Here is a 25,806-nt window from a genome sequence, read left to right as displayed (position 1 = left end):
GTCTAGTATCTATAAGTTATACGAGCCTTTGATAAATCGTATGGGCTCATTTCTAGTTTTACTTTATCTCCAGGTAATAATTTTATATAATGCATACGCATCTTACCTGAGATATGCGCAGTCACGATGTGACCATTTTCAAGTTCTACTCTAAACATTGCGTTAGACAATGCTTCAATTATCGAACCGTCTTGTTCTATTGCTTGTTGTTTTGCCATTATGCTACTGCTTTTCGATTTTTACCTGACTTCATTAAGCCATCGTAATGTCTATTTAGTAAATAAGAATTCACTTGTTGCATAGTATCAATTGCTACACCTACAAGAATAAGCAAAGAAGTACCACCATAAAAAAGTGCCCAACCTTGTTGCATTCCTAAAACACTTACAGCAACTGCTGGAAAAACAGCAATCAATGCTAAAAATATAGATCCCGGTAGAGTAATCTGAGACATTATTCTATCTAAATACTCAGAAGTTTCTGTTCCTGGTCTAATACCTGCTATAAAACCACCACTCCTTTTTAAGTCATCTGCCATCTTATTAGTAGGAACTGTGATTGCAGTATAGAAGTAAGTAAAAATTATAATTAGTAATGCGAAAACAAAATTATACCAAAAACCAAATATATTAGTAAATTCAGCAGCAATTGATTGGGCAGTTGTAGATTCTGATAAGCCTATTACAGCCCCCGGAATAAACATAATCGCCTGAGCAAAAATGATTGGCATTACTCCAGATGCGTTAAGCTTTAACGGAATGTATTGTCTACTTCCAAAAACGTTACGCTCATAACTACCACTGGCAGTTCTACGCGCATATTGTACCGGTATCTGTCGTACTGCCATTACTAACAATACAGAAAGAAGTATGATAACAAACCATATTACGAGTTCAATTAAAATCATAATAAGCCCTCCATTTGATTCGGAAACTCTTGAAATCCATTCCTGAATAAATGATTGAGGTAATCTTGCTATAATACCCACCATAATTAAGAGTGAAATACCATTACCTATACCCTTATCAGTTATTTTCTCACCTAACCACATTGCAAATACACAACCAGTAGTCAAGATAATAACAGAAGAAATAATGAAAGTGACATTACTACCCATAACAAATGCATCAGCAGGAAGTATATTAAACAAGTTGGTTATATAACCAGGTCCTTGTATAAGGGTAATCGCAATAGTTAACCAACGTGTAATTTGGTTAATCTTGCGACGTCCACTTTCTCCTTCCTTTTGCAATTTCTGCAAGTAAGGTACTGCAATACCCATAAGCTGCACAACAATAGATGCAGATATATAAGGCATTATACCTAAAGCAAATACAGAGGCATTTGAAAATGCCCCTCCCGTAAATGCATTTAGTAACCCAAGTAAACCTCCGTCTGTCTGAGCAGACAAGTTGGCTAATTGAGATGCATCAATACCTGGAAGAACTATTTGAGCCCCAAAACGGTATACTAAAAGTAAACCTAGGGTTAGAAGAATACGATTCTTCAACTCTTCTATTTTCCAGATATTCTTAATCGTTTCTATAGCCTTCATACTAAAAAATGTTATAAAGTTACTGCTTCTCCGCCTGCTGCTTCTATAGCTTTTTGTGCTGAGGCTGTAAATTTATGAACACTAATCTTCAATTTAGCTTTTAGCTCTCCACGACCTAAAATTTTAACTAAGTCATTTTTACCTACTAATCTGTTTTGAACTAAAACGTCAATAGTAACTTCGTCCTGGATTCTTCCAGCGTCAACATACTCTTGTAAAGTATCGAGGTTTACACCAGAGAATTCCTTACGGTTTACATTAGTAAAACCAAATTTAGGAACACGTCTTTGAAGTGGCATTTGACCACCTTCAAAACCTACTTTTTTAGAATACCCTGATCGTGACTTCGCACCTTTGTGCCCACGGCCAGCAGTTCCACCATTTCCTGTAGCTTCACCACGACCTCGCCTGCTGTCGTTCTTTTTTACCGAGCCTGCTGCCGGTTTTAGATTATTTAAACCCATTTCTATAATATGTTTAAGCTTCCTCTACAGAAACTAAATGACTTACTTTATTTACCATTCCCAGAATGTTAGGAGTATTTTCATGCTCTACAACCTGATTCATTTTTTTAAGACCTAAAGCCTCAAGAGTTCTCTTCTGGTTCTGAGTGCGGTTAATCGCACTTTTAACTTTAGTTACTTTTATTTTTGCCATTGTCTTAAAAATTATCCTTTAAAAACTTTATCAAGAGAAATTCCTCTTTGTTTAGCTACAGTCTCTGCACTTCTTAATTGTAAAAGTGCGTCAAAGGTAGCCTTTACCACGTTATGTGGGTTAGAAGATCCTTGATTTTTTGAAAGTACATCGTGAATACCAACTGCTTCAAGCACCGAACGGATAGCTCCACCAGCAATTACCCCTGTACCAGGAGCTGCAGGCATAAGTAAAACTCGCGCTCCACCATATTTACCTTTTTGCTCATGAGGTATAGTACTTTTACTAAGTGGGATTCGCACTAAGTTTTTCTTAGCATCCTCTACTGCTTTTGCGATTGCACTAGCAACATCTTTAGATTTACCAAGACCTTGACCTACTACTCCACTTTCATCACCTACAACAACAATAGCAGAAAAACCAAAAGCTCTACCACCTTTTGTTACCTTAGTAACACGTTGAACACCTACTAAACGGTCTTTAAGATCTAATCCGCTTGGTTTTACTAACTCTACGTTTTTATATTTTTGATACATAACTTCTTAGAATTTTAATCCGCCTTCTCGGGCTCCTTCTGCTAATTGTTTTACTCTACCATGATACAGGTATCCTCCACGGTCAAATGCTACCGCTTCAACTCCAGCCTCTTTAGCCTTCTCTGCGATTGCCTTACCTACTAACTTAGCGATCTCTGCTTTATTTTCTTCTGACGAAAAACCTTTATCACGAGATGATGCTGCAGTTATAGTTTTACCCGTAGTATCATCTATGATCTGCGCGTAAATCTCTTTATTACTTCTATATACAGAAAGTCTAGGACGCTCTGCAGTACCCACAAGAGCCTTACGGATTCTGAGACGTATTTTATTTCTTCTAGTGTATTTTGAAAATGCCATAACGCTAATTTATTATGCAGATTTACCTGCTTTTCTTCTTAATTGCTCTCCTACAAACTTGATACCTTTTCCTTTGTAAGGTTCTGGCTTACGGAAGCCTCTAATTTTTGCTGCAACTTGACCTACTAATTGTTTGTCAAATGAAGTAAGCTTTACGATTGGGTTTTTACCTTTATCACTTACTGTCTCAACAGTAACCTCTGGCGCAACTTCCAAAACAATATTATGTGAGTAACCTAAAGCCAAATCTAATTTCTGACCTTGATTACTAGCTCTATAACCTACACCTACTAATTCTAATGATTTAGTATAACCATTAGCTACACCCTCAATCATATTCGCTATTAAAGCACGGTATAATCCGTGTTTTGCTTTATCTTCTTTTTTATCAGAAGAACGCTCTAAGGTAATAACACCTTCTTCAATTTTTATATCTATGTTAGAATACTCTTGCTTAAGCTCTCCTAACTTTCCTTTTACAGTAATTATACCATCTGTTACATCAACAGTAACACCAGCTGGTATTGTAATTGGGTTTTTTCCTATTCTTGACATTGCTCTGTTCTTTTAACTGATTAATATACGTAGCAAAGTACTTCTCCTCCTACATTCTCTTGTTGAGCCTGCTTTCCTGTCATTACTCCTTTTGAAGTAGAAACAATAGAGATACCTAAACCATTAAGAATACGTGGTACTTCTTTAGAAGAAGAATACTTACGTAAACCTGGCTTACTTATTCTCTGAATATCTTTGATAACTGAGTCCTTAGTCTCTTTATCATACTTCAAAGCAATTTTAATACTGCCTTGAGCGGTTTTATCTTCAAATTTGTAACTTAAAATATAACCTTGATCAAATAAGATCTTGGTTATCTCTTTTTTTAAGTTAGAAGCAGGGATCTCCACAACTCGGTGGTTTGCTGCTGCTGCGTTTCTAATCCTAGTTAGAAAATCTGCAATAGTATCTGTATACATTTATATAAAATTGCGGTTTTGGTTTTTTATCCTGAACTATTCAGGATAAAACCTAAAACCAGTTTATTCTTAATTTACCAGCTGGCCTTTTTAACACCTGGTATAAGACCTTGATTAGCCATCTCACGAAAAGTTACACGTGAAAGACCAAAGGTTCTCATATATCCCTTAGGACGTCCTGTTATTTTACAACGGTTATGTTGACGAACAGGAGATGAGTTTTTTGGCAGCTTTTGTAATGCTTCATAGTCACCAGCCTCTTTTAAAGCCTTTCTTTTATCAGCATATTTGGCTGCAAGTTTCTCACGTTTTCTCTCGCGAGCTTTCATTGATTCCTTTGCCATGATTACTTCTTTTTAAAGGGCATCCCCAATTGAGTTAATAATGCTTTCGCTTCTTTATCAGTTTCCGCAGAAGTTTCAAAGGTAACATTCATACCTTCAATTTTACGAACTTTATCGATATCAATTTCAGGAAAAATTATTTGCTCTGTAATACCTAAACTATAGTTACCACGACCATCAAATCCTGTAGCATTAATACCGTTGAAATCTCTTACTCGAGGCAATGCAGATGTAATTAAACGATCTAAGAACTCGTACATACGCTCACCACGTAATGTAACTTTTGCTCCAATTGGCATACCTTTACGTAATTTAAAAGCAGCAACATCCTTCTTAGACATTGTAGCTATTGCTTTCTGACCAGCAATTGTTGTTAACTCTTCTACAGAGTAATCAATCAATTTCTTATCAGCAACAGCCGCACCTACGCCTCTAGAGATTACGATCTTTTTTAATTTAGGAACTTGCATAACATTTGCATACCCAAATTCTTCTTTCAGAGCCGCGATTACGCGCTCCTTATATTCCGTCTTTAGTCTTGAAATGTAAGCCATAACTAAATTACTTCATTTGATTTTTTAGAAAAACGCACTTTCTTATCACCTTCAATACGGTAACCTACTCGTGTAGCATCACCATTACCATCTACAAGAGAAAGGTTTGAAATATGAAGAGCTGCCTCTTTCTTTGCAATACCCCCCTGAGGATTTGATGCACTTGGCTTCTCGTGTTTAGAAACTAAATTAACACCCTCAACGATTGCTTTGTTCTTATCTTTAATAACGCGCTGCACTTTACCTTCTTCACCTTTGTGATCTCCAGCAGTTACTCGTACGGTATCTCCAACTTTTATTTTAAGCTTTGTCATCTTATTACTGTATTAAAGCACCTCAGGTGCTAATGATACAATCTTCATGAATTGCTTATCACGAAGCTCTCTCGCTACAGGGCCAAATACACGAGTACCGCGCATTTCACCTTGAGCATTTAACAACACACAAGCGTTATCATCAAAACGAATATAAGATCCATCAGGACGACGTACTTCTTTGCGTGTACGCACAACAACTGCAGTAGAAACGGCACCTTTTTTTACTTGACCGTTTGGAGTTGCATCTTTTACAGAAACAACTATCTTATCACCTACAGAAGCATATCTTCTCTTTGTACCACCTAACACTCTAATTGTCAAAACTTCTTTTGCACCAGTGTTATCAGCTACTCTTAATCTTGATTCTTGTTGTAACATAATTACTTAGCTCTTTCAATGATTTCTACAAGTCTCCAACTTTTAGATTTACTCAAAGGTCTAGTTTCCATGATCTTTACTGTATCTCCTATATTGCAGTCGTTTTGCTCGTCGTGTGCTACGTATTTTTTCGTTTTCAAAACGAATTTACCATACATAGGGTGTTTTACCTTTTTAACTTCAGCAACCACAATGGATTTCTGCATCTTATTGCTGGTAACAACACCTATACGTTCTTTTCTTAAATTTCTTTTTTCCATCTTAAGCAGCATTATTGTAATTCGCGTTTTGTCAGCTCAGTAGCAATACGTGCTACAGATCTTCTTAGACCTCTAAGCTGAATGGGATTTTCCAAAGGAGAAATAGCGTGTGCCATTTTTAAATCGGTATAAGCTCTTTTCGCTTTTACTAACTCTTCCTGTAATTCTGCTACAGATAGTTCTTTTACTTCTGATTGTTTCATTTTTCTAGAATTTAGTCAGCTTGATAATCCCTAGCTACTACATATTTTGTTTTAACCGGAAGCTTCTGTGCTGCTAAACGTAATGCTTCACGAGCTACCGGCTCAGAAACACCACCTATTTCAAACAACATTCTACCTGGCTTAACTACCGCTGCCCAGTACTCAACAGCACCTTTACCTTTACCCATACGTACTTCCAAAGGCTTTTTAGTAATCGGCTTGTCTGGAAATATTCTGATCCATAAAGATCCTTCACGCTTCATAAAACGTGTTGCAGCAATACGTGCAGCTTCTATTTGTCTTGACGTAAGAAAATTAGAGTCTAATGATTTGATACCAAAAGTACCATTAGAAAGTAAGTGCCCTCTTCCGGCATTACCTTTCATTCTACCCTTCTGTTGCTTACGAAATTTTGTCTTTTTAGGCTGTAACATCTCTTTTTACTTTAAAAAATTACTTTCTACGGCGTGGTTTTGGTGCTCCAGCTCCACGACCGGCCTTTCCTCCTTGCTTCTTAGCAAGACCTACTAACGGAGATAATTCTCTCTTTCCGTAAACCTCACCTTTCATGATCCAAACTTTGATACCCAATCTACCATAAGTAGTATGAGCTTCTACCAAAGCATAATCAATATCAGCTCTGAATGTTGATAATGGAATACGACCTTCTTTGTAAGATTCTGAACGAGCCATTTCTGCCCCATTTAAACGACCTGAGATCTGTATTTTAATACCTTCTGCATTCATACGTATTGCAGCCGCAATAGCCATCTTCGTAGCACGACGATATGATATACGATTCTCAATTTGACGGGCTACTGAGGAAGCAACCAAAAAAGCGTCAAGTTCTGGACGTTTGATCTCAAAAATATTGATCTGAACTTCCTTATCAGTAATTTGTTTAAGTTCTTCTTTCAACTTGTCTACCTCTTGACCACCTTTCCCAATAATAATACCAGGTCTAGCAGTAGTGATAGTAACGGTTACAAGCTTAAGCGTACGCTCAATAATTACTCTAGACACACTAGCTTTAGATAAACGAGCGTGAATGTACTTTCTAATCTTATCGTCTTCGGCAAGTTTATCGCCGTAGTCGTTACCACCGTACCAGTTTGATTCCCATCCTCTGATAATACCTAGGCGATTTCCGATTGGATTTGTCTTCTGTCCCATTTATTATTTGCTTTGTGTGTTATCTTTAGCAGCAAGTACCACAGTTACGTGATTGCTACGTTTTCTAATTCTGTGTGCGCGACCTTGTGGTGCAGGACGAAGCCTTTTTAGCATACTTCCACCATCCACTCGAATCTCCTTAACAACTAAATCTGCATCTTCAATACTTGCATCTTCGTTTTTCTCTTGCCAGTTTGCAATGGCAGAAAGAACTAACTTTTCAACACGACGAGAAGCTTCTTTATTACTAAATTTCAATATTTGAAGCGCCTTTTCTACTTTCTGACCTCTAACTAAATCCACAACTAAGCGCATTTTGCGAGGCGAAGTAGGGCAGTTGTTCAGTTTTGCAAAGGCTACACTTTTCTTAGCCTCTTTTCTCTGCTCTGCTCTTTCTTTTTTACGAACTCCCATAGCTTCAATTATTTTTTACCTTTATTTTTTGACCCAGTGTGACCTCTAAAAGATCTTGTAGGTGAAAATTCTCCTAACTTGTGACCAACCATGTTTTCTGTTACGTAAACAGGAACAAATTGACGACCGTTGTGAACTGCTATAGTTTGACCAACAAAATCTGGAGTAATCATTGAGGCTCTTGACCAAGTTTTGATTACTGTTTTCTTATTAGCCTCTACATTAGCAGCTACTTTTAGCTCTAATTTATAGTGAACGTAAGGTCCTTTTTTTAATGAACGTGCCATATCTTATTATTTCTTTCTACGTTCTACAATATATTTATTACTCGCTTTCGTCTTAGTACGTGTTCTGTAACCTTTAGCAGGTATACCGTTTCTAGAACGTGGATGACCACCTGAAGATTTACCTTCACCACCACCCATTGGGTGATCTACTGGGTTCATAACAACCGGTCTTGTACGAGGACGTCTACCTAACCAACGCTTTCTACCAGCTTTACCAGAAACGATAAGCTGATGATCACTGTTAGATACAGCACCTATAGTAGCCATACAGTTAACAAGAATTAATCTCGTCTCACCTGATGGTAATTTTACAGTAGCAAACTTACCGTCACGAGCCATAAGCTGAGCAAATGCACCAGCACTACGAGCCATAATAGCCCCCTGACCAGGACGAAGTTCTATACAAGAAATAATAGTACCTAACGGAATGTCAGATAACGGCAATGCATTTCCTATTTCAGGAGCTGAACCACTACCAGAAACTACATTTTGATCTACTTGAAGACCATTAGGAGCAACGATGTAACGCTTCTCACCATCCTGGTAATTCAACAATGCAATAAAAGCTGTACGATTAGGATCATACTCAATAGTGGCTACAGTTGCAGGAACACCTACTTTATTTCTCTTAAAATCAATAACGCGATAGCGTCTTTTATGACCACCACCAGTATAGCGCATGGTCATTTTTCCTTGACTGTTTCTCCCCCCAGATCTTTTCATCGGAGCCAAAAGGCTTTTTTCCGGCTTATCAGTAGTAATGGCGTCAAACCCATTAACTACTCTAAATCGCTGTCCTGGGGTGATTGGTTTTAATTTTCTTACTGACATTTTGTTGTCTTAAATGTTATTATAAAAATCAATCACATCACCTTCCGCCACCTGTACAATAGCTTTCTTAAAGCCTTTTGTTTTACCAGTGATCATACCAGACTTTGTAAATTTGGTATTACGATCTGGGCGAACGTTCATTGTTCTAACTTTAATTACCGAAACGCCATAAGCTGCCTCAACGGCATTTTTCACTTGGATCTTATTAGCACCGGGATTTACTTCAAAGGTATAACGGCTGTTAAGCTCACTATCCATTGTCGCTTTTTCGGTAATCACGGGTTTTATTAAAATACTCATGTCGTTTACTTACTTAAAGTTTGCTCAATTTCTTCTAGAGACCCTTCCAAAAACACTACATTATGAGCATTCATAATTTTGTAAGTGCTTAATTCTGAACTCATTACAACCTCAGAGGTCTTTAAATTGCGTGACGACAAATATACATTATTATTCGACTCACCCAACACAAACAAAGACTTTTTATTATCTAGGCCTAAAGCCTTTACAACATCAATAAAATCTTTTGTTTTAGGAGCATCAAATTTGAAGTCTTCAACAATTATTATAGCCTTATCATTTGCTTTCAATGTTAAAGCAGAACGACGTGCTAAACGCTTTAAACCTTTATTCAATTTAAATGAATAATTACGAGGTCTAGGCCCGAACATACGTCCACCACCTCTAAATACACCAGACTTTATACTACCAGCACGAGCTGTACCCGTCCCTTTTTGTTTTTTTATCTTACGTGTACTACCTGAAATCTCTGCACGTTCCTTAGCTTTATGCGTACCCTGTCTTTTATTAGCCAGGTGCTGCTTTACATCTAAGTAAATAGCGTGATCATTAGGTTCTATTGCAAAAATAGCATCAGAAAGGTTTGCCTCTCTCCCTATTTCTTTTCCTTTAATATCAACTACTGCTACTTTCATTATCTTTCAATAATTACATAAGCGTTTTTGTGACCAGGTACGCAACCTTTAACCACAAGTAGATTCTTTTCAGCAACTACTTTTAAAACTCTTAAATTTTGAACTTTAACTCGCTCATTTCCCATTTGACCAGCCATACGCATACCTTTAAATACACGAGCAGGATAAGAAGCCGCACCAATAGAACCAGGAGCTCTTAATCGGTTATGCTGACCGTGAGTAGATTGACCTACACCACCAAAACCATGACGTTTTACAACACCTTGGAATCCTTTACCTTTAGATGTACCAATGACATCTACAAACTGACCTTCTTTAAAGACATCTACAGATACTGTATCGCCTAAATTGTACTCCCCATCAAAATCTTGAAATTCGACAATTTTACGCTTTGCAACTGTTCCTGCTTTCTTGGCATGACCTTGAGCAGCTTTAGTTGCAGTCTTTGCGTCATCGAAACCTAGTTGAAGAGCACTATACCCGTCAACTTCTTCAGTTCTGACTTGGGTAACAACGCAGGGACCTGCTTCTATAACAGTACAAGGAATATTTTTCCCGTTCTCGTCAAAGATGCTGGTCATACCCACTTTTTTTCCAATTAACCCAGACATATTAATTATTATTGATTATTACTATTTTAATTATTTCTTTATCGATTGGCAAAAGCCCAAATAAAAACAGGGTCAAAATACTTTCAACCCTGAATGTATTTTTATCCGTTTTTCCCTCGCACGCAGCTTAGGACATTTTTAGTAATTAGGACTTTAACTAATTAAAGCCCTAAAACACTTATACTTTAATCTCTACTTCAACACCACTCGGCAATTCAAGCTTCATTAACGCATCAATCGTTTTTGAAGATGAACTATAGATATCAAGTAAACGCTTGTAAGAGCTAAGCTCAAACTGCTCACGAGATTTCTTATTTACGTGAGGAGAACGTAATACTGTAAAGATTTTTTTATGTGTAGGAAGTGGGATTGGCCCAGTCACTACAGCACCGGTACTTTTTACTGTTTTTACGATTTTTTCAGCAGACTTATCTACTAAGTTATGATCGTAAGATTTAAGTTTTATTCTGATTTTCTGACTCATTTCTTAGTAATTAAGCGTTAGCAATTCCTTTAGCCGCTGCAATGACATCCTGCGATACGTTTGCCGGAGTTTCTGCATAGTGTGAAAATTCCATAGTAGAAGTTGCACGACCTGAAGATAATGTACGTAATGTAGTTACGTAACCAAACATTTCAGATAATGGCACAGTTGCCTTAACAACTTTAGCTCCTGCACGGTCACCCATACTAGTCATTTGACCACGACGTCTGTTAAGATCACCTACGATATCACCCATATTTTCTTCTGGAGTAATAACTTCAACCTTCATTATAGGCTCAAGAACTACAGCACCTGCAGCTTTAGCAGAAGACTTAAATCCTAATTTAGCAGCAAGCTCAAATGATAATGCATCAGAATCTACTGGGTGGAAAGAACCATCCTTAAGAGTTACTTTCATCGCATCAACTTCAAATCCTGCTAATGGACCATTAACCATAGCCGCTTTAAACCCTTTCTCTACAGAAGGAATATATTCTTTAGGAACATTACCACCTTTAACAGCATTAACAAACTCTAAACCTACCTTACCTTCTTCTGCAGGTTCAAGTGTAAATACGATATCAGCAAATTTACCACGACCACCAGATTGCTTTTTATAAACCTCTCTATGATCTGCAGCTCTTGTAATAGCTTCCTTGTACTCAACTTGTGGCTGACCTTGATTAACCTCAACCTTAAATTCACGTCTAAGACGATCAACAATAATATCTAAGTGAAGCTCACCCATACCAGATATAATCGTTTGACCAGAAGCTTCATCTGTACGAACTTGGAATGTTGGATCCTCTTCAGCAAGCTTAGAAAGAGCCATACCTAATTTATCAACATCTGCCTTAGTTTTAGGCTCTACCGCAATACCAATTACCGGATCAGGAAAGTCCATACTTTCAAGAACGATAGGATGCTTCTCAGAAGTTAATGTGTCTCCAGTTTTAATATCCTTAAATCCTACAGCAGCACCTATATCGCCAGCTTCAATAAAATCAATTGCATTTTGCTTGTTAGCATGCATTTGATAGATACGAGAGATACGCTCTTTATTACCTGAACGATTGTTCAAAACATAAGAACCAGCATCTAAACGACCTGAATACGCACGGAAAAATGCTAAACGACCTACGAAAGGATCTGTTGCAATTTTAAACGCAAGAGCAGCAAATGGCTCAGCTACGTCTGGCTTACGCCACTCTTCTTTTTCTGTATCTGGGTTTATACCTTTAATACCTTCTTTATCTACAGGCGAAGGCAAATAACGACATACAGCATCTAATAAGAATTGTACCCCTTTATTTTTAAAAGCAGAACCACAAATCATAGGAATGATAGACATATCCATTACAGCAGCACGAAGAGCAGCATGCACTTCATCTTCAGTAATAGAATCTTCATCTTCCATATATTTTTCAAGTAAGTTCTCATCATAAGCAGCAACCTCTTCGATTAACATACCACGATACATTCTTACTTCTTCTTTCATTTCTTCAGGAATAGCTACAACATCAAAAGTTGCTCCCTGAGTTTCATCATGCCAAACTACAGCACGATTTTTAACAAGGTCAATAATTCCTCTAAAGTCAGCTTCATCTCCAATAGGTAAAACGATAGGCACCGCATTAGAACCTAACATTTCTTTTACCTGCTTACAAACCTCTAAAAAGTTAGAACCTTGACGGTCCATCTTATTTACGAAGCCCATACGAGGCACCTTATAGTTATCTGCAAGTCTCCAGTTAGTCTCAGATTGTGGCTCAACACCATCAACCGCACTAAATAAGAAAACCAAACCATCTAGTACACGTAATGAACGGTTCACTTCAACTGTAAAGTCAACGTGACCAGGAGTATCTATAATGTTAAAGTGATAGTCTTTAGAATCAGGAAGTGGCTGTGCGTTTTCCATCGGAAACTTCCAAGAACAAGTTGTCGCAGCTGAAGTAATGGTAATACCTCGCTCCTGCTCTTGCTCCATCCAGTCCATAGTTGCTGCACCATCATGCACCTCACCTATCTTGTGACTAACACCAGTATAATAAAGTATGCGCTCTGTAGTCGTGGTTTTACCCGCGTCAATGTGAGCCGCAATACCTATATTTCTTGTATATTTTAAATCTCTTTGTGCCATTTTATTTTAGAATCTAAAGTGAGAGAATGCTTTATTCGCTTCCGCCATCTTATGAGTATCTGTACGCTTTTTAACAGCAGCACCTTCTTCTTTAGCAGCAGCCAATACTTCTGCAGCTAATTTAGAAGCCATCGATTTTTCGTTACGCTTACGTGAGTAACTAATCAACCACTTCATCGCAGTTGAAATTTTACGATCTGGTCTAATTTGCATTGGTATTTGAAAGGTAGCTCCACCTACTCTACGACTACGTACTTCTACGTGAGGCATAACGTTAGATAATGCGTCTTTCCAAACTTCCAAAGCAGTTTTTTCTTCGTTGTTTTTCTTTTCTTCTACGATATCCATTGCATCATAAAAGATTTTAAAAGCTACCGATTTTTTACCATCCCACATCATCATGTTCACAAAACGTGTAACAAGTTGATCATTGAATCTTGGATCTGGTAAAAGAGGTCTCTTCTTGGCCTGTCTTTTTCTCATTTCTTCTCTTTAAAAGTGTTGATAATTACTTCTTAGGGCGTTTTGCACCATATTTAGAACGACGTTGTAGTCTTCCCTGAACACCTGCGGTATCCAAAGCTCCACGTACAATGTGATATCTAACTCCTGGCAAATCTTTTACCCTTCCACCTCTAACCAATACTATCGAGTGCTCTTGTAAGTTGTGACCCTCACCACCAATGTATGCATTCACCTCTTTACCGTTAGTCAATCTAACACGCGCAACTTTACGCATTGCAGAGTTAGGTTTCTTAGGTGTAGTGGTATACACACGGGTACAAACCCCGCGGCGTTGTGGGCACGAATCTAAAGCAGCCGATTTACTCTTCTTGGTTATTTTGGCTCTTCCTTTTCGTACTAATTGTGAAATTGTTGGCATAATTTCCTTTACCTAATTATAGTTAATCTAATTGCCCCTCTTCTAAGGGCTTGCAAAGGTATAAAATAAATTGAGTAATTCAAGCTATAATTCATTAATTTTCAAAGGTATTTCTAAATCAAGTACTAAAAGAGATTCAAACACTTTACTCGACTATCTTTTAAGCACAAATAATAATTCTTTGAAAACATACTCAATCTTATTTACTCTTGCTGTAAGCTTATGGACATCTTTATATAGTGATGCTCAAGCTCAAAATATTATTTTAGAAGTTAAGACCGAAAATCAAAAGCAAGATAGCATTGCTTCTATTTACTTTCCTAAACGAAGTTTCAACAATATTATTTTCTTGCAAGAAAGTATATTAAACGCAAGAAGTCTATTAGAATCTTCAGGATACTTTAATTATGAGATCGACAAATTATACGCAAAATCTAAAACTAATTATGTCATTGAATTTAAGAGCGGAAAGAAAATTAAAAACATAAGAATCACAACTAATGATCAAAGAGTAAAAACCTACATCAAAAGGCTTTCTTTAGTAAATAAAGACAACTACTTCATAACCTCAATTAATGACATAAAAGGTATACTTCAAAAATTTACGACACTTGAGGCGCAAAACGAATTTGCAACAACTTCCTTTCAGTTAAAAGATATAAGAATTAAGAATGATGAAGTGTATGCAACTCTCTCTATATATAGACAAGAGTTCACTACCTCTACAAATATTGAAATTAAAGGCTATCCAAAATTCCCAAATTCGTTTATTAAACATTTTATTAAACTAAATGGCAGATCTGACAAAGCGTACCTATTACAGAAAGCTGAAACACTCTACCAATTACCATTTATTAAACAACTCAAAGAACCAGAGATTTTAGTTAGTGACAGAAACACAACACTCTACCTTTACGCAAATAAAAAAAATGCAAATCGCTTTGAAGGATTTCTTGGTTTCAGAAGCGGTGAAACAAATAAAAATATTAGGCTAAATGGAAATGTAGAAATAAACCTTTTAAATAATTTTAATTATGGAGAAACTTTAAATTTCTATTATAATAGCGGCAATGATCAGCAAAATTTAGATCTCAACACTCGACTACCTTTCTTATTTAAATCACCCATAAGCCTGAGCGCTCAATTAAATCTTTTTAGAAAAGATTCAACATTTTCAACATCATCCCAGAAATTAAATTTAGACTACTTTGTCTCAAGTCAAACTCAGATAAGCGCCTTTACAAGTTTTGAAAAATCAACACTATTAAGTACACCCACTAGCCTTTTTTTAGAAGATTATACTAAGAATGAAATAGGCTTCAAAATTAAACTCACATCCCCCACCCTAACTAAAATATCAAACAGCCCCGTCACGATAGACTTGGAGCTGGGCTTAATAAGGCGAGAAACTTTAGAAACAAACACAATTGATACTCAGTTTAGACTAGAATTTGAAGCATCATACCTCTTTAAAATCGCAAAAAAACATCAAATTCTATTAGAAAATATAGATAAGATTTTAGAGTCCAAAACATTTTACACAAATGAGTTATTTCGTTTTGGAGGAATAAAAAGCATTAGAGGTTTTAAAGAAAATGAACTAATAGCGAATAAATTTTTTCTACTCCGTTCTGAATATCGCTACTTAAGCAACGAAAACATTTATTTCAATACGATTACAGATATTGTATTTACTGAAAACAAAAATCAAAAAACCTCAAATCTTTTATACAGTATAGGTCTAGGAGCATCAATAATGACTAAAGCTGGAAGACTTAAAATAAGCTTTGCAAATGGCATTCAGCCCAATCAAGATTTTACATTTTCAAATACTATCCTACATATAGGTCTAACTACACAATTTTAGCAAATAGCTTTTATAATTGTATGATTAATAAAGTACGCAAGGAAGCTTCGTTACTATTATTGATATTTTACTTACATAATGCGCCTTTATATGAATTATGCTATTAAATATTCAGTATTAAATTAATTATTCAAAACTAAATTGATTTAACATCGATTCCCTAATTATTAACAAATATTTAAAGTTTTAGTCTAAAAAATTGTTTTCTAGACTTTTTTTATAGATTTTTAGCTCGGCTAATTCAAATAAATTTTAAATATGAAAACAAGATTACATGGTTTCTTAACACTATTAATAGTGTTAATCATGCAAATTTCATTTGCACAAACAAAGACCGTAACAGGTACTGTTACGGACGATACAGGGATACCACTCCCGGGAGTAAATGTTATCGTTAAGGGTACGACACAAGGAACTCAAACAGATTTTGACGGTAAATTCTCAATATCTGCTTCAGAAGGTGGCGTAATTGTTTTTTCCTACGTTGGTTTTGCTAACAAATCTGTTAATGTAGGATCTTCTAACACAATTAATATCTCGCTTGAAGCAGGCGAAACACTTGACGAAGTTGTTGTAACTGCTTTAGGGGTCGAAGCTACGCCAAGATCAGTGTCTTATGCCGTTGAGGCAGTAACATCTGATGATATTGCAAACACAGGGGAAACTAATTTAGTTAATGCACTTTCATCCAAAGCTGCAGGTGTAAGTGTTGTAAGTGCTTCAGGTTCCGTTGGAGCATCTTCTAATATTAGAATTAGAGGAAATACATCAATTAATCGTTCTAATAGCCCATTATTTATAGTAGATGGCGTACCAATCGACAACTCTACAACAGGTAACGATGTTGGAAGTACAGACAATTCAAACAGGGCTATTGATATAAATCAAAATGATATAGCCTCCATAAATATCCTTAAAGGTACGGCTGCACAAACTCTTTACGGGTTAAGAGCTGCTAATGGTGTTATAATAATAACTACTAAAAAAGGTTTAACAGGAGCCCCACAAGTATCTGTAACCAGTACTATCCAATTTTCGGAGGTTAATCAACTCCCTGAATTACAAAGAGAATATGCTCAGGGACGCCCAAGCGGCGGTGTACCTATATATAGAGGTCCTGATACAGGTGAAGGTTTTAGTTGGGGTCCTAGAATATCTAGCTTAGAATACGATGGAGACACAAGCTATCCATTTAATAGTCAAGGACGTATAGTTCCAGCAGGGCAAGGAAATGGTACTCCCGCAAATTCGTATGACCATTACGACTTTTTCAAAACAGGAATCCTTCAAGATCATAACGTATCTGTACGTGGTGGATCTGAAAAAATCAAATATTACCTTTCTGGAGCTAAGCTGCATCAAACAGGTGTAGCGCCCAAGGAAGAATTTGACAGACGCTCTTTTAGAGCAGATATTACGGCAGACTTATCAGATAACTTTGAAGTAAGTGCAAGTGGGAATTATGTTACATCTGGAGGGAGAAGAGTACAAAGAGGATCTAATGTTTCTGGTATTATGCTAGGACTACTTAGATCTACACCTAGCTTTGACAATTCGAATGGGGTTAATAATCCTGCTAATGATCCTTCGGCTTATCAACTTGCAGATGGGTCACAGCGCAGCTACAGGGGAGGTATTTACGACAACCCTTACTGGACAGTGGCAAAGAACCCATCTTTTGATGCTGTTAAACGTTTTATAGGAAGATTATCTTTTGAATATAAACCATTTGACTGGGCAACAATCAAAGGTACTTATGGATATGATCAATATAGTGATGTTAGAAAATCAGGTATTGATATTAACTCTGCAGGTAATCCACAGGGTCAACTTTCAGATGACAATATTTTCAATGAAGATATAAATACACAATTACTTGCATTATTTGATAAAAATATAACTGAAAATATAACTTTTAATGGCTTAATAGGTTACGACAGCTACAAAACTGAAAGCTTATCAAGAAGCGCGCTTGGGAATGGATTAACCATACCAGGGTTTTTCCAAATTTCTAATGCTGCAACACAGAATGCATTTGAAGATATAAGCAGAAAAGAGCTGGATGCATTTTTATCTGAAGTTAAATTTGCAATAAGTGACACCTATTTCGTAAATGCTGCATTTAGAAATGACTGGTCATCAACTTTACCTGCAGACAATAACTCATTTCAATCTTATAGTGTAGGTGCAGCTATGGTATTTACAGAGCTATTTAATTCTAACTCTATCTTAAACTTTGGTAAGATAAGAGGGTCTTTTGGTAAAACAGGTAATGATGCACCTCTATTTTCTACCTTAACTTATTACGGCTCGGCCGCTGCCGGTGGGGATGGATTTATTGATGCCAATCAATTTCCAATATTTTCTACTGTAGCTTTTGAAAGATCTGCTCAGCAAGGAAATCCTGATATACGACCAGAGACAACTCGAGAATTTGAAATAGGGACAGAACTTAAGTTTTTAGACTCAAGAATAAAACTTGATGTTACATATTATAACAAAGAAACTACTGATCAGATTATTGCAGTAGATCAGCCAGCGGTAACAGGATTTACATCCAGAGTAGTTAACGCAGGTGTTATATCTAACAAAGGTTGGGAAGCTTTGCTCTCTATAACCCCTGTACAAACTGAAAATTTCTCATGGAATATTGATGCGAATTTTTCGACTTATGAAAATACTGTAGAAGAGCTTGCTGAAAATGTGACTTCAATTACATTAGCAGGATTTACCTCTACTTCATCAAGAGCTATTGCTGGTGAATCATATGGAGCTCTATTTGGCTCAAGGTTTGCTCGAAATGATGATGGTCAAGTTTTAATAGGTGATAATGGATTTCCATTAGTAGATCCTGAAGATGGCGTTATAGGAGATCCTATTCCAGATTTCACAATGGGAATTAGAAACAGCTTTAGTTATAAAAACTTCTCAATATCTGCACTTCTAGACATTCGTGAAGGTGGTGATGTATGGTGTGGTACCTGTGGTATAATTGATTATTTTGGCACATCACAGACCACAGCAAACCAAAGAAATATAACTGACTTTGTATTTGAAGGAGTGAACGTAAATTCTGGACAAGTTAACACTACTCAAGTAGCACTCGCAGATCCTGCAAATGGAATAAATTCATATCGTTGGGTACGCTACGGTTTTGGCGGAGTTTCTGAAGATTATATTTTTGATTCTTCTTGGGTTAGATTACGAGAAGTGTCTTTAGCATACAACTTAAATTCTGTGCTTAAAAACACTTTTCTTTCTGGAGGGTCAGTTACTTTAGCTGCCCGTAACCTATTTGTTATTACAGATTACCCAGGTATAGACCCTGAAACTAATTTAACAGGAGCTTCAAATGGTATCGGACTTGATTATTTTAATCAACCAAATACTAAGAGTTACGCTTTAACTGTAAAACTTAACTTCTAAAAAAAAATACTATGAATAAAATATTAAAATTTAGGATTATCGCTTTACTTTTTAGCGGTTTTATCCTGTTCACATCTTGTGATTATGAGGATGTTAATGTAGATCCTAGTAGACCTGGAGGCGATTCAGTTCCTTTAGTTGCCGTAGTACCAACAATGCAGACTCAAACTCATAGAAATATAGGTGCCGTATTAGGTCGCTATGCAGGAATAATTACTCAACAATGGCAAGGTTTTGATGCTCAACAATTGCAGTATACTTCATACGTGATTGGTGAAAATGATGTCACAAATCCTTGGGAAGGTGGCTTATATACTGGATCTATGCGAGACGCAGCAGATATCATAGATAGAGCAACATTAACTGACGCACCTAACACGCGAGGTGTTGCAAAAATCTATATGGCAATCAACCTAGGTATGGCTACAAATATATGGGGTGATGTACCCTATAGTGAAGCATTTCTAGGTAGTGAAAATTTATCTCCAAAATACGACGACCAAGAGGAGTTATATGGGGTTATTTTAGACTTACTTGATGAAGCAGTAGCAGATTTGAATTCTACAGACCCATTAGGCGTTCAGGGCAGCTTGATATCTGCTTCCAACGAACTTTGGATACAGACGGCCTATGCATTAAAAGCACGCTTTACTTTACAACAAACAAGTGTAGATGCAGGTGCTGCAGCAAGAGCACTTACAGAACTTGGTAACGCAATATCATCAAATGCTAATCAACTTGATTTTGTATTTGAAAACACCCAAATAGGAGGTCACCCATTAGCTTTATTTGGCTTTCAAAGACCGAACACTCTCGTGATAGGTGATTATTTTGCTGACTTAATGCTTGACGACCCGAGATTTGATCTATATATGGAAACTTCAGATAATACAGTTTATCGCTATTTTAGTGGATCTAATTCTGATTTATTTTGGTCTCAGCTAAATAGCGCTTCTCCAATTATTAGTTATTCCGAAGTAAAGTTTATAGAAGCCGAGGCTTTAGAACGAACTAATGCTGATGGCACAACAGCACTAGAAGAAGCAATTACAGCAAATATGCAATATTTAGGAATATCAGACGCCATCATCGAAGAATACATAGATGATTTAGGTGAGACAAGCATAGAATTGATAATTCTTGAAAAATACAAAGCTATGTATGGTCAATCTCCTTTAGAAGTTTGGAATGATTACAGAAGAACAGGATTTCCTGAACTAACTGCAGATCCCAATGGTGAAAATGGAAACAATCCTTCTGGTATAATACCAAGAAGATTGTTATACCCTATTTCAGAAAGGCAAGCAAACCCCAATGCTTATGAAGCAGCAATTAATGCTCAAGGTGGTCACCTTCTAGATGATGATATTTGGGTTTTTCCTAGAAACTAAGTAAAAATTATATTAAAACCAAAAGCCATTCAATAAATTATTGAATGGCTTTTTTTTTTGTTTAAAAAGTAAAACTTAATTTCTAATCCATATCAATAGGAAGATATTGTTCTATTTTCAGAGAAACCCTCAATGAGAAATATAACAATATAAAAATTTAACATTCATAAATAATATTCAAAACTTGTTAAAATAAATAAATAAGAATTTTTAACTATAACGATTTAGATTTTAAATGATGAAAAAAATACTATAGAGATTAAAATCGCAATTCACTGCATAACAACACATTATATTATTAAAAGCAATAAATTGAATTAATGTTAAAAAAAACCTAATGCCAAGCTTTAAAATCACATATCCCTAAAGAAAATCGATTTTTATTAATTTTAATTTACTAGCCTGTGAAGTTTTAAGACATAAAAATTGGTTTTTGAATATTATTTATACAAATTCGCAGCTGGCTAATTCAAATAAATAACAAACATGAAAACTAAATTTAGTGGATTGCTAACGCTTTTACTGGCGTTGGTAGTGCAAATCTCGTTTGCACAAACAAAGCAAGTAACCGGTACGGTTACTGACGGAAGTGGAGTTCCACTCCCGGGAGTTAACATCGTGATTCAAGGATCAACGACAGGTACTCAAACAGATTTTGATGGTAACTATGCTATTGAAACAGAATCAGGATCAACATTAGTTTTTTCTTATGTAGGTTTTGGAGATGTTCAAAAAGTTGTGGGATCATCAACTACAATAAATGTAACACTACAGGCGGGAGAAGCTTTAGATGAAGTTGTTGTAACTGCATTAGGTATTTCTCGCGAAAAGAAAACTCTAGGTTATGCAACAGAAGAAGTTTCTGGTGATCAAGTGAGCACAGTTACACAAGGTGGTAATGTTGCTAACTCATTATCTGGTAAAGTTTCTGGTTTACAAATTAAGCGTAACAGTAACATTGGAGGTTCTACTAACGTATTGTTACGTGGTACAAACTCATTAACTGGTAACAACCAAGCTTTATTTATTGTTGACGGCGTTATTATTGACAACTCTAATACAAATAGCGCAGGTCAACAAACGGCAGGAGCTGGTTTTGACTACGGTAATGCAGCTTCAGATATTAATCCTGAGAATATTGCATCTGTAAACGTTCTTAAAGGTGCGGCTGCAACAGCTCTATATGGTAACAGAGCATCAAATGGCGCAATTATCATTACTACTAAAAAAGGACAAAAAAATGAAGGTATTGGAGTTTCTATAAATTCTGGAGTTCAAATAGGACGAGTTAATAAAGAAACATTCCCAACATACCAGAGTCAATATGGTGCTGGTTACGGTGCTTTTTATAGCGACACTAACCCCTACTTCTTTGACGGTGATGTTAATAATGATGGTACAATTGATTTAATAACTCCATTATCTGAAGACGCTTCTTATGGTGCTGCTTTTGACCCGACTCTTATGGTATACCAATGGGATGCATTTTTTGATCCTACAAATCCTAATTTTGGTCAAGCTACTCCCTGGACTTTTGCCGGAAATAATGGTCCTATATCTTTCTTTGATACTGCAGTTACCCTAACTAATAGTATAGCAGTATCAGGTGGTACAGACAAGTCAACATTCCGCTTAAATTATTCAAAATTTGACGCTACAGGCATTATGCCAAATAGTGAACAAAATAAGAACACGATTAACTTTAGCGGTTCTCATGACTTTTCAGATAAACTTTCTATCTCAACAAACATTAACTTTGTAAATCAAAAGACATTAGGTCGTAACGGAACTGGATATAACGACAATATTTTATCTAACTTTCGCCAATGGGCTCAAACAAATGTGAATTTTGAGGACCAGAGAGCTGCTTACGAAAGAACAGGTCAAAATTTTACGTGGAATTATACTTCTGCAAACAACTCGACTCCTATTTTTTGGGATAACCCATATTATATACGTTATCAAAACTATCAGAATGATGAACGTAATCGTGTTTATGGAAATGTAGCTTTAAATTATGAAGTTGCCGACTGGTTTAATGTAGTAGGTAGAGTTACTATGGATTCATATGATGAATTTCAAGAAGAACGTACTTCAATAGGAAGTAATCCCGTTGCTAAATACTCTCGTTTTAACCGGACTTTTAGAGAATACAATTACGATTTAATTTTTAATTTTAATAAAGACATTTCAGAAGACATTAGCTTTGACGGTCTTTTAGGTACAAATATTAGAAGAAACGATATTAAATCTATTTTTGCTATAACAAATGGAGGCCTTGTTGTTCCTAATGTTTACTCACTTGCTAACTCCCAAAACCCTATAGAAGCTCCATTAGAGCAAGAAGAGGAAATAGGTGTTGACGGTGTATATGCACAGGCAAGTTTTGGTTTCTTCAATAAATTTTTCTTAGAGGGTACAATCAGAAGAGATGTTACATCGACCTTACCTGAAGATAACAATACATTCTATTATCCTTCAGTAACGGGTAGTTATATCTTTTCTAATGATATAAGTGCAGATTGGTTAAGTTTTGGAAAACTACGTTTAAACTACGCTGAAGTAGGGACCGGAGCAGAATTTGCTCGATTAAGAGATGTATTTTCTAAACCTACTCCATTTGGAAATGCTAATCTATTCTCTGTATCAAGCACAAGACGTAATCCAGACTTGAAAGAAGAACGATTAACTAGTTATGAAGGTGGTTTAGAATTAGATTTTTTTAAAAGAAGACTTGGTTTAGATGTATCAGTTTATAAAACGAATACGAGAAATCAAATTATACCTTTAAGAGTTTCTGGTTCTACTGGTTACACTACTAAGGTTGTAAACTCTGGCGATTTACAAAATAAAGGTATTGAAGTTTCTTTAAATGCAACTCCTGTAATGACAGAAGATTTTCAATGGGATGTACGTGTTAACTTTGCTCGTAACAGAAACAAATTAGTTTCTCTTTTTGAAGGAACAGACAATCTAGTATTGGGCTCTTTTCAAGGAGGTGTAACATTAAATGGTTCTGTAGGTCAACCATATGGAATTATAAAAGGAACAGACTTTGCTCGTGATGACAATGGAAATCGTATCCTAGATGAAGATGGTTTATTTATAACAACTAGCCCTAATTCTGTGATAGGTGATGTTAACCCAGATTATACTGGTGGTGTTTTCAACTCATTTAAATACAAAAATTTAAGTCTTAGCTTTTTAATTGACATTCAAAAAGGTGGTAGTGTATTTTCACTTGACCAGTACTACGGTCAGGCGACAGGTTTATATCCTAACACCGCATTTACTAATGATTTAGGAAACCCTGTACGTAATTCTATCGCAGATGGTGGTGGTGTAATTTTTGATGGAGTTACTGAAGATGGTGCTCCTAATACAACACGCGTGGATGTAAGCTCATTTGGAGTATTTGGTTATCAAACATTCCCGAATTCAGAATTTGTTTATGACGCATCTTATATAAAACTTAGAGAGGTAGCTTTATCTTACAGCTTACCATCACGTTTCTTAGATGATGTATTCTTTACTAAGGCGACATTTACACTTACAGGTTCTAATCTTTGGATAATTCATAAGAATGTTCCTTATGCTGATCCGGAGGCAGGTTTAAGTTCTGGTAACCTTCAAGGATATCAGAGTGGTGTGTTACCTACTACAAGAGATTATGGATTTAACGTAAGTCTTCAATTCTAAAAAAAAAATGATGATAAAAAAAATAATTTTAGTCAGTATTGGGCTTGTATTAGCACAATGCTCTAGTGACATAGAAGGTCTCAACGTAGATGAGAAAGCTTTCACAACTGTTCCTGGCGAGACATTAATGTCTAACGCACAACGTGAATTATCTGACCAATTAATTAATACAAATGTAAACACTAATGTGTTTCGCTTATTTGCTCAACAATGGAGTGAAGCGACTTATGTTGATGAAGCCAGATACAATATTTTAACAAGATCAATTCCTGAAAGGCACTGGAATATACTTTACCGTGATATCCTTAAGGACTTTGATGAATCCTATAAAAGTATTGATGCTCAAGAAATAGTGAATATTTCTCCAGAACAATTTACTGAAGACTCTGCAGTAAAAGTAAATAAGTTAGCAATTATTGAAATTCAGCAAACTCTTGCATGGCAAATTCTTGTTGATACATTCGGTGATATCCCTTATACCGAAGCTTTAGATATTGATAACATCAACCCTGCTTACACAGACGACGAAGAAATTTACATGAGCATAATTGAAAAACTGGATTCAGCTTTAGATGCTCTAGATCCTGCGTATGATAGTTATGGAGATCAGGATCTATATTACGGTGGTAATGTGGCAAGTTGGATAACCTTTGGTAATTCTTTAAAACTACGTTTAGGTATGCATCTTGCAGATGTTAATCCTACAATGGCAGCGCAACTTGTTTCTGAAGCTGCTGATAATGTAATTGTATCTAATGATCAGAACGCAACTATTACCTACTTTGGTTCAACCCCAAATACAAATCCACTTTGGGTTGATTTAGTACAGAGTAATCGTAGAGATTTTGTTCCCGCAGACACTTTCGTGGAAGTAGTAAACGATCTTGATGACCCACGTAGTTCTGTTTATTTAGCTGATCCTGTAAATGGAGAATTTTTAGGAGCTCCTTATGGTAGCACAGTTACCTATGACAACTTCTCACACATAGGAGATATCTTTTTCACGCCTGATTTAGAAGGTGTAATTTTTGATGCAGCTGAAGGTAATTTCTTATTAGCGGAAGCAGTTGAGCGCGGTTTCATTACTGGTGTTGCAGCAGACTATTATAATGAAGCAATTAACTCTAGTATGGAATATTGGGGAGTAAGCGATGCTGATGCCAATACCTATTTAGCTCAACCGTCAGTTGCATATACAACTGCCACTGGAGATTATAAACAAAAAATTGGTATTCAAAAATGGATAGCTCTTTATAATCGTGGTTTTGAGGCTTGGACAGAATTTCGTCGTTTAGACTATCCGCAATTAGAAGCTCCAGCAGCTTCTGCATTTGATGATGTTCCCCTACGCTTTACCTATCCTGTTATTGAACGCAACTTAAATAGCTCTGGCTATTCTGCTGCTGCTTCAGCAATAGGGGGAGATGAATTGGATACTCCTATTTTCTGGGACATTAACTAAGTTAAAGTTCTATTTAGAATATCTAAAACCACCCGTTTACACGGGTGGTTTTTTTATTTCGC

31 protein-coding genes are annotated in these 25,806 nt (G+C 36.2%); 5 read left to right on the top strand and 26 right to left on the bottom strand.

From position 1 onward, the window contains the following. Nucleotides 1-2: 2 nt before the first annotated feature. The 26 genes from infA to rpsL all read right to left on the bottom strand — a co-directional run bounded on the left by infA (nucleotide 3) and on the right by rpsL (nucleotide 13,899). The gene (infA, locus tag ACIGAM_RS10875; RefSeq protein WP_028376332.1) at nucleotides 3-218 is read right to left on the bottom strand and encodes a translation initiation factor IF-1; all 216 of its coding nucleotides are present in this window, start codon (nucleotides 216-218) and stop codon (nucleotides 3-5) included. After that, a complete protein-coding gene (gene secY / locus ACIGAM_RS10870) occupies nucleotides 218-1,555 on the bottom strand; it encodes a preprotein translocase subunit SecY (protein WP_396511465.1) in 1,338 nt (445 codons plus the stop codon). Before secY ends, infA begins: the two co-directional genes overlap by 1 nt. 11 nt (nucleotides 1,556-1,566) lie before the next feature. Further along, nucleotides 1,567-2,019, bottom strand: a complete 453-nt coding sequence (gene rplO, locus ACIGAM_RS10865) for a 50S ribosomal protein L15 (protein ID WP_028376334.1) — start codon at nucleotides 2,017-2,019, stop codon at nucleotides 1,567-1,569. A gap of 13 nt (nucleotides 2,020-2,032) precedes the next feature. After that, entirely contained in the window at nucleotides 2,033-2,212 is a 180-nt protein-coding gene (gene rpmD / locus ACIGAM_RS10860) for a 50S ribosomal protein L30 (protein ID WP_028376335.1), read from the bottom strand. A gap of 11 nt (nucleotides 2,213-2,223) precedes the next feature. After that, the gene (rpsE, locus tag ACIGAM_RS10855; protein ID WP_028376336.1) at nucleotides 2,224-2,748 is read right to left on the bottom strand and encodes a 30S ribosomal protein S5; all 525 of its coding nucleotides are present in this window, start codon (nucleotides 2,746-2,748) and stop codon (nucleotides 2,224-2,226) included. Between the two features lie 6 nt (nucleotides 2,749-2,754). Beyond that, entirely contained in the window at nucleotides 2,755-3,108 is a 354-nt protein-coding gene (gene rplR, locus ACIGAM_RS10850) for a 50S ribosomal protein L18 (protein WP_396511464.1), read from the bottom strand. 12 nt (nucleotides 3,109-3,120) lie between these two features. Then, nucleotides 3,121-3,663: a 50S ribosomal protein L6 gene (gene rplF / locus ACIGAM_RS10845; protein WP_028376338.1), complete on the bottom strand. Its 543-nt coding sequence runs from the start codon at nucleotides 3,661-3,663 to the stop codon at nucleotides 3,121-3,123. A gap of 20 nt (nucleotides 3,664-3,683) precedes the next feature. Further along, the gene (gene rpsH, locus ACIGAM_RS10840) at nucleotides 3,684-4,082 is read right to left on the bottom strand and encodes a 30S ribosomal protein S8 (RefSeq protein ID WP_028376339.1); all 399 of its coding nucleotides are present in this window, start codon (nucleotides 4,080-4,082) and stop codon (nucleotides 3,684-3,686) included. A 74-nt stretch (nucleotides 4,083-4,156) separates the two neighbouring features. Continuing rightward, nucleotides 4,157-4,426, bottom strand: coding sequence for a 30S ribosomal protein S14 (rpsN, locus tag ACIGAM_RS10835; RefSeq protein ID WP_396511463.1), 270 nt, complete (start codon nucleotides 4,424-4,426; stop codon nucleotides 4,157-4,159). Nucleotides 4,427-4,428: 2 nt separating this feature from the next. Continuing rightward, nucleotides 4,429-4,980 carry a 50S ribosomal protein L5 gene (gene rplE, locus ACIGAM_RS10830; RefSeq protein ID WP_396511462.1) on the bottom strand — a complete coding sequence of 184 codons (552 nt, stop codon included), beginning with the start codon at nucleotides 4,978-4,980 and terminating at the stop codon, nucleotides 4,429-4,431. 2 nt (nucleotides 4,981-4,982) lie between these two features. Next, the gene (gene rplX / locus ACIGAM_RS10825; protein ID WP_396511461.1) at nucleotides 4,983-5,294 is read right to left on the bottom strand and encodes a 50S ribosomal protein L24; all 312 of its coding nucleotides are present in this window, start codon (nucleotides 5,292-5,294) and stop codon (nucleotides 4,983-4,985) included. Nucleotides 5,295-5,306: 12 nt separating this feature from the next. Beyond that, nucleotides 5,307-5,675, bottom strand: coding sequence for a 50S ribosomal protein L14 (rplN, locus tag ACIGAM_RS10820; protein ID WP_028376343.1), 369 nt, complete (start codon nucleotides 5,673-5,675; stop codon nucleotides 5,307-5,309). 2 nt (nucleotides 5,676-5,677) lie between these two features. Beyond that, nucleotides 5,678-5,935: a 30S ribosomal protein S17 gene (gene rpsQ / locus ACIGAM_RS10815; RefSeq protein ID WP_128757814.1), complete on the bottom strand. Its 258-nt coding sequence runs from the start codon at nucleotides 5,933-5,935 to the stop codon at nucleotides 5,678-5,680. Nucleotides 5,936-5,946: 11 nt separating this feature from the next. Further along, nucleotides 5,947-6,138: a 50S ribosomal protein L29 gene (gene rpmC, locus ACIGAM_RS10810; RefSeq protein WP_028376345.1), complete on the bottom strand. Its 192-nt coding sequence runs from the start codon at nucleotides 6,136-6,138 to the stop codon at nucleotides 5,947-5,949. 11 nt (nucleotides 6,139-6,149) lie between these two features. Next, nucleotides 6,150-6,572 (bottom strand): 50S ribosomal protein L16, encoded by a 423-nt coding sequence (gene rplP / locus ACIGAM_RS10805; protein WP_028376346.1) that lies wholly within the window; start codon nucleotides 6,570-6,572, stop codon nucleotides 6,150-6,152. A gap of 19 nt (nucleotides 6,573-6,591) precedes the next feature. Further along, nucleotides 6,592-7,311, bottom strand: a complete 720-nt coding sequence (gene rpsC / locus ACIGAM_RS10800; protein WP_028376347.1) for a 30S ribosomal protein S3 — start codon at nucleotides 7,309-7,311, stop codon at nucleotides 6,592-6,594. Between the two features lie 3 nt (nucleotides 7,312-7,314). Beyond that, nucleotides 7,315-7,725 (bottom strand): 50S ribosomal protein L22, encoded by a 411-nt coding sequence (gene rplV, locus ACIGAM_RS10795; RefSeq protein ID WP_028376348.1) that lies wholly within the window; start codon nucleotides 7,723-7,725, stop codon nucleotides 7,315-7,317. Nucleotides 7,726-7,733: 8 nt separating this feature from the next. Further along, entirely contained in the window at nucleotides 7,734-8,012 is a 279-nt protein-coding gene (rpsS, locus tag ACIGAM_RS10790) for a 30S ribosomal protein S19 (RefSeq protein ID WP_028376349.1), read from the bottom strand. Between the two features lie 6 nt (nucleotides 8,013-8,018). Continuing rightward, on the bottom strand, nucleotides 8,019-8,843 hold the full coding sequence (gene rplB, locus ACIGAM_RS10785) for a 50S ribosomal protein L2 (RefSeq protein WP_128757665.1): 825 nt from the start codon (nucleotides 8,841-8,843) through the stop codon (nucleotides 8,019-8,021). Between the two features lie 9 nt (nucleotides 8,844-8,852). After that, nucleotides 8,853-9,143: a 50S ribosomal protein L23 gene (rplW, locus tag ACIGAM_RS10780; protein ID WP_028376351.1), complete on the bottom strand. Its 291-nt coding sequence runs from the start codon at nucleotides 9,141-9,143 to the stop codon at nucleotides 8,853-8,855. A 5-nt stretch (nucleotides 9,144-9,148) separates the two neighbouring features. After that, a complete protein-coding gene (rplD, locus tag ACIGAM_RS10775) occupies nucleotides 9,149-9,778 on the bottom strand; it encodes a 50S ribosomal protein L4 (RefSeq protein WP_396511460.1) in 630 nt (209 codons plus the stop codon). Further along, complete coding sequence (gene rplC, locus ACIGAM_RS10770) at nucleotides 9,778-10,389, bottom strand: 50S ribosomal protein L3 (protein WP_028376353.1); 612 nt, start codon at nucleotides 10,387-10,389, stop codon at nucleotides 9,778-9,780. Before rplC ends, rplD begins: the two co-directional genes overlap by 1 nt. 178 nt (nucleotides 10,390-10,567) lie before the next feature. Continuing rightward, complete coding sequence (gene rpsJ / locus ACIGAM_RS10765; protein WP_009779180.1) at nucleotides 10,568-10,873, bottom strand: 30S ribosomal protein S10; 306 nt, start codon at nucleotides 10,871-10,873, stop codon at nucleotides 10,568-10,570. Between the two features lie 10 nt (nucleotides 10,874-10,883). Next, nucleotides 10,884-13,016 (bottom strand): elongation factor G, encoded by a 2,133-nt coding sequence (fusA, locus tag ACIGAM_RS10760; protein ID WP_396511459.1) that lies wholly within the window; start codon nucleotides 13,014-13,016, stop codon nucleotides 10,884-10,886. A 6-nt stretch (nucleotides 13,017-13,022) separates the two neighbouring features. Beyond that, nucleotides 13,023-13,499, bottom strand: coding sequence for a 30S ribosomal protein S7 (gene rpsG, locus ACIGAM_RS10755; RefSeq protein WP_028376355.1), 477 nt, complete (start codon nucleotides 13,497-13,499; stop codon nucleotides 13,023-13,025). 25 nt (nucleotides 13,500-13,524) lie between these two features. After that, the gene (gene rpsL, locus ACIGAM_RS10750; protein WP_009779177.1) at nucleotides 13,525-13,899 is read right to left on the bottom strand and encodes a 30S ribosomal protein S12; all 375 of its coding nucleotides are present in this window, start codon (nucleotides 13,897-13,899) and stop codon (nucleotides 13,525-13,527) included. 181 nt (nucleotides 13,900-14,080) lie between these two features. Here rpsL and ACIGAM_RS10745 point away from each other — a divergent pair, with 181 nt between their 5' ends. The 5 genes from ACIGAM_RS10745 to ACIGAM_RS10725 all read left to right on the top strand — a co-directional run bounded on the left by ACIGAM_RS10745 (nucleotide 14,081) and on the right by ACIGAM_RS10725 (nucleotide 25,744). Further along, nucleotides 14,081-15,766 (top strand): hypothetical protein, encoded by a 1,686-nt coding sequence (locus ACIGAM_RS10745; RefSeq protein ID WP_396511458.1) that lies wholly within the window; start codon nucleotides 14,081-14,083, stop codon nucleotides 15,764-15,766. A gap of 306 nt (nucleotides 15,767-16,072) precedes the next feature. Continuing rightward, the gene (locus tag ACIGAM_RS10740) at nucleotides 16,073-19,192 is read left to right on the top strand and encodes a SusC/RagA family TonB-linked outer membrane protein (protein WP_396511457.1); all 3,120 of its coding nucleotides are present in this window, start codon (nucleotides 16,073-16,075) and stop codon (nucleotides 19,190-19,192) included. Nucleotides 19,193-19,203: 11 nt separating this feature from the next. Beyond that, a complete protein-coding gene (locus ACIGAM_RS10735) occupies nucleotides 19,204-20,583 on the top strand; it encodes a SusD/RagB family nutrient-binding outer membrane lipoprotein (RefSeq protein ID WP_396511456.1) in 1,380 nt (459 codons plus the stop codon). A gap of 486 nt (nucleotides 20,584-21,069) precedes the next feature. Further along, entirely contained in the window at nucleotides 21,070-24,282 is a 3,213-nt protein-coding gene (locus tag ACIGAM_RS10730) for a SusC/RagA family TonB-linked outer membrane protein (protein ID WP_396511455.1), read from the top strand. A gap of 7 nt (nucleotides 24,283-24,289) precedes the next feature. After that, the gene (locus ACIGAM_RS10725; RefSeq protein WP_396511454.1) at nucleotides 24,290-25,744 is read left to right on the top strand and encodes a SusD/RagB family nutrient-binding outer membrane lipoprotein; all 1,455 of its coding nucleotides are present in this window, start codon (nucleotides 24,290-24,292) and stop codon (nucleotides 25,742-25,744) included. The last annotated feature ends 62 nt before the right edge of the window (nucleotides 25,745-25,806 follow it).

The sequence above is a fragment of the Leeuwenhoekiella sp. NPDC079379 genome (assembly GCF_044542075.1).
Taxonomy (GTDB): domain Bacteria; phylum Bacteroidota; class Bacteroidia; order Flavobacteriales; family Flavobacteriaceae; genus Leeuwenhoekiella.
This window is presented reverse-complemented; position numbering and strand designations above follow the sequence as displayed.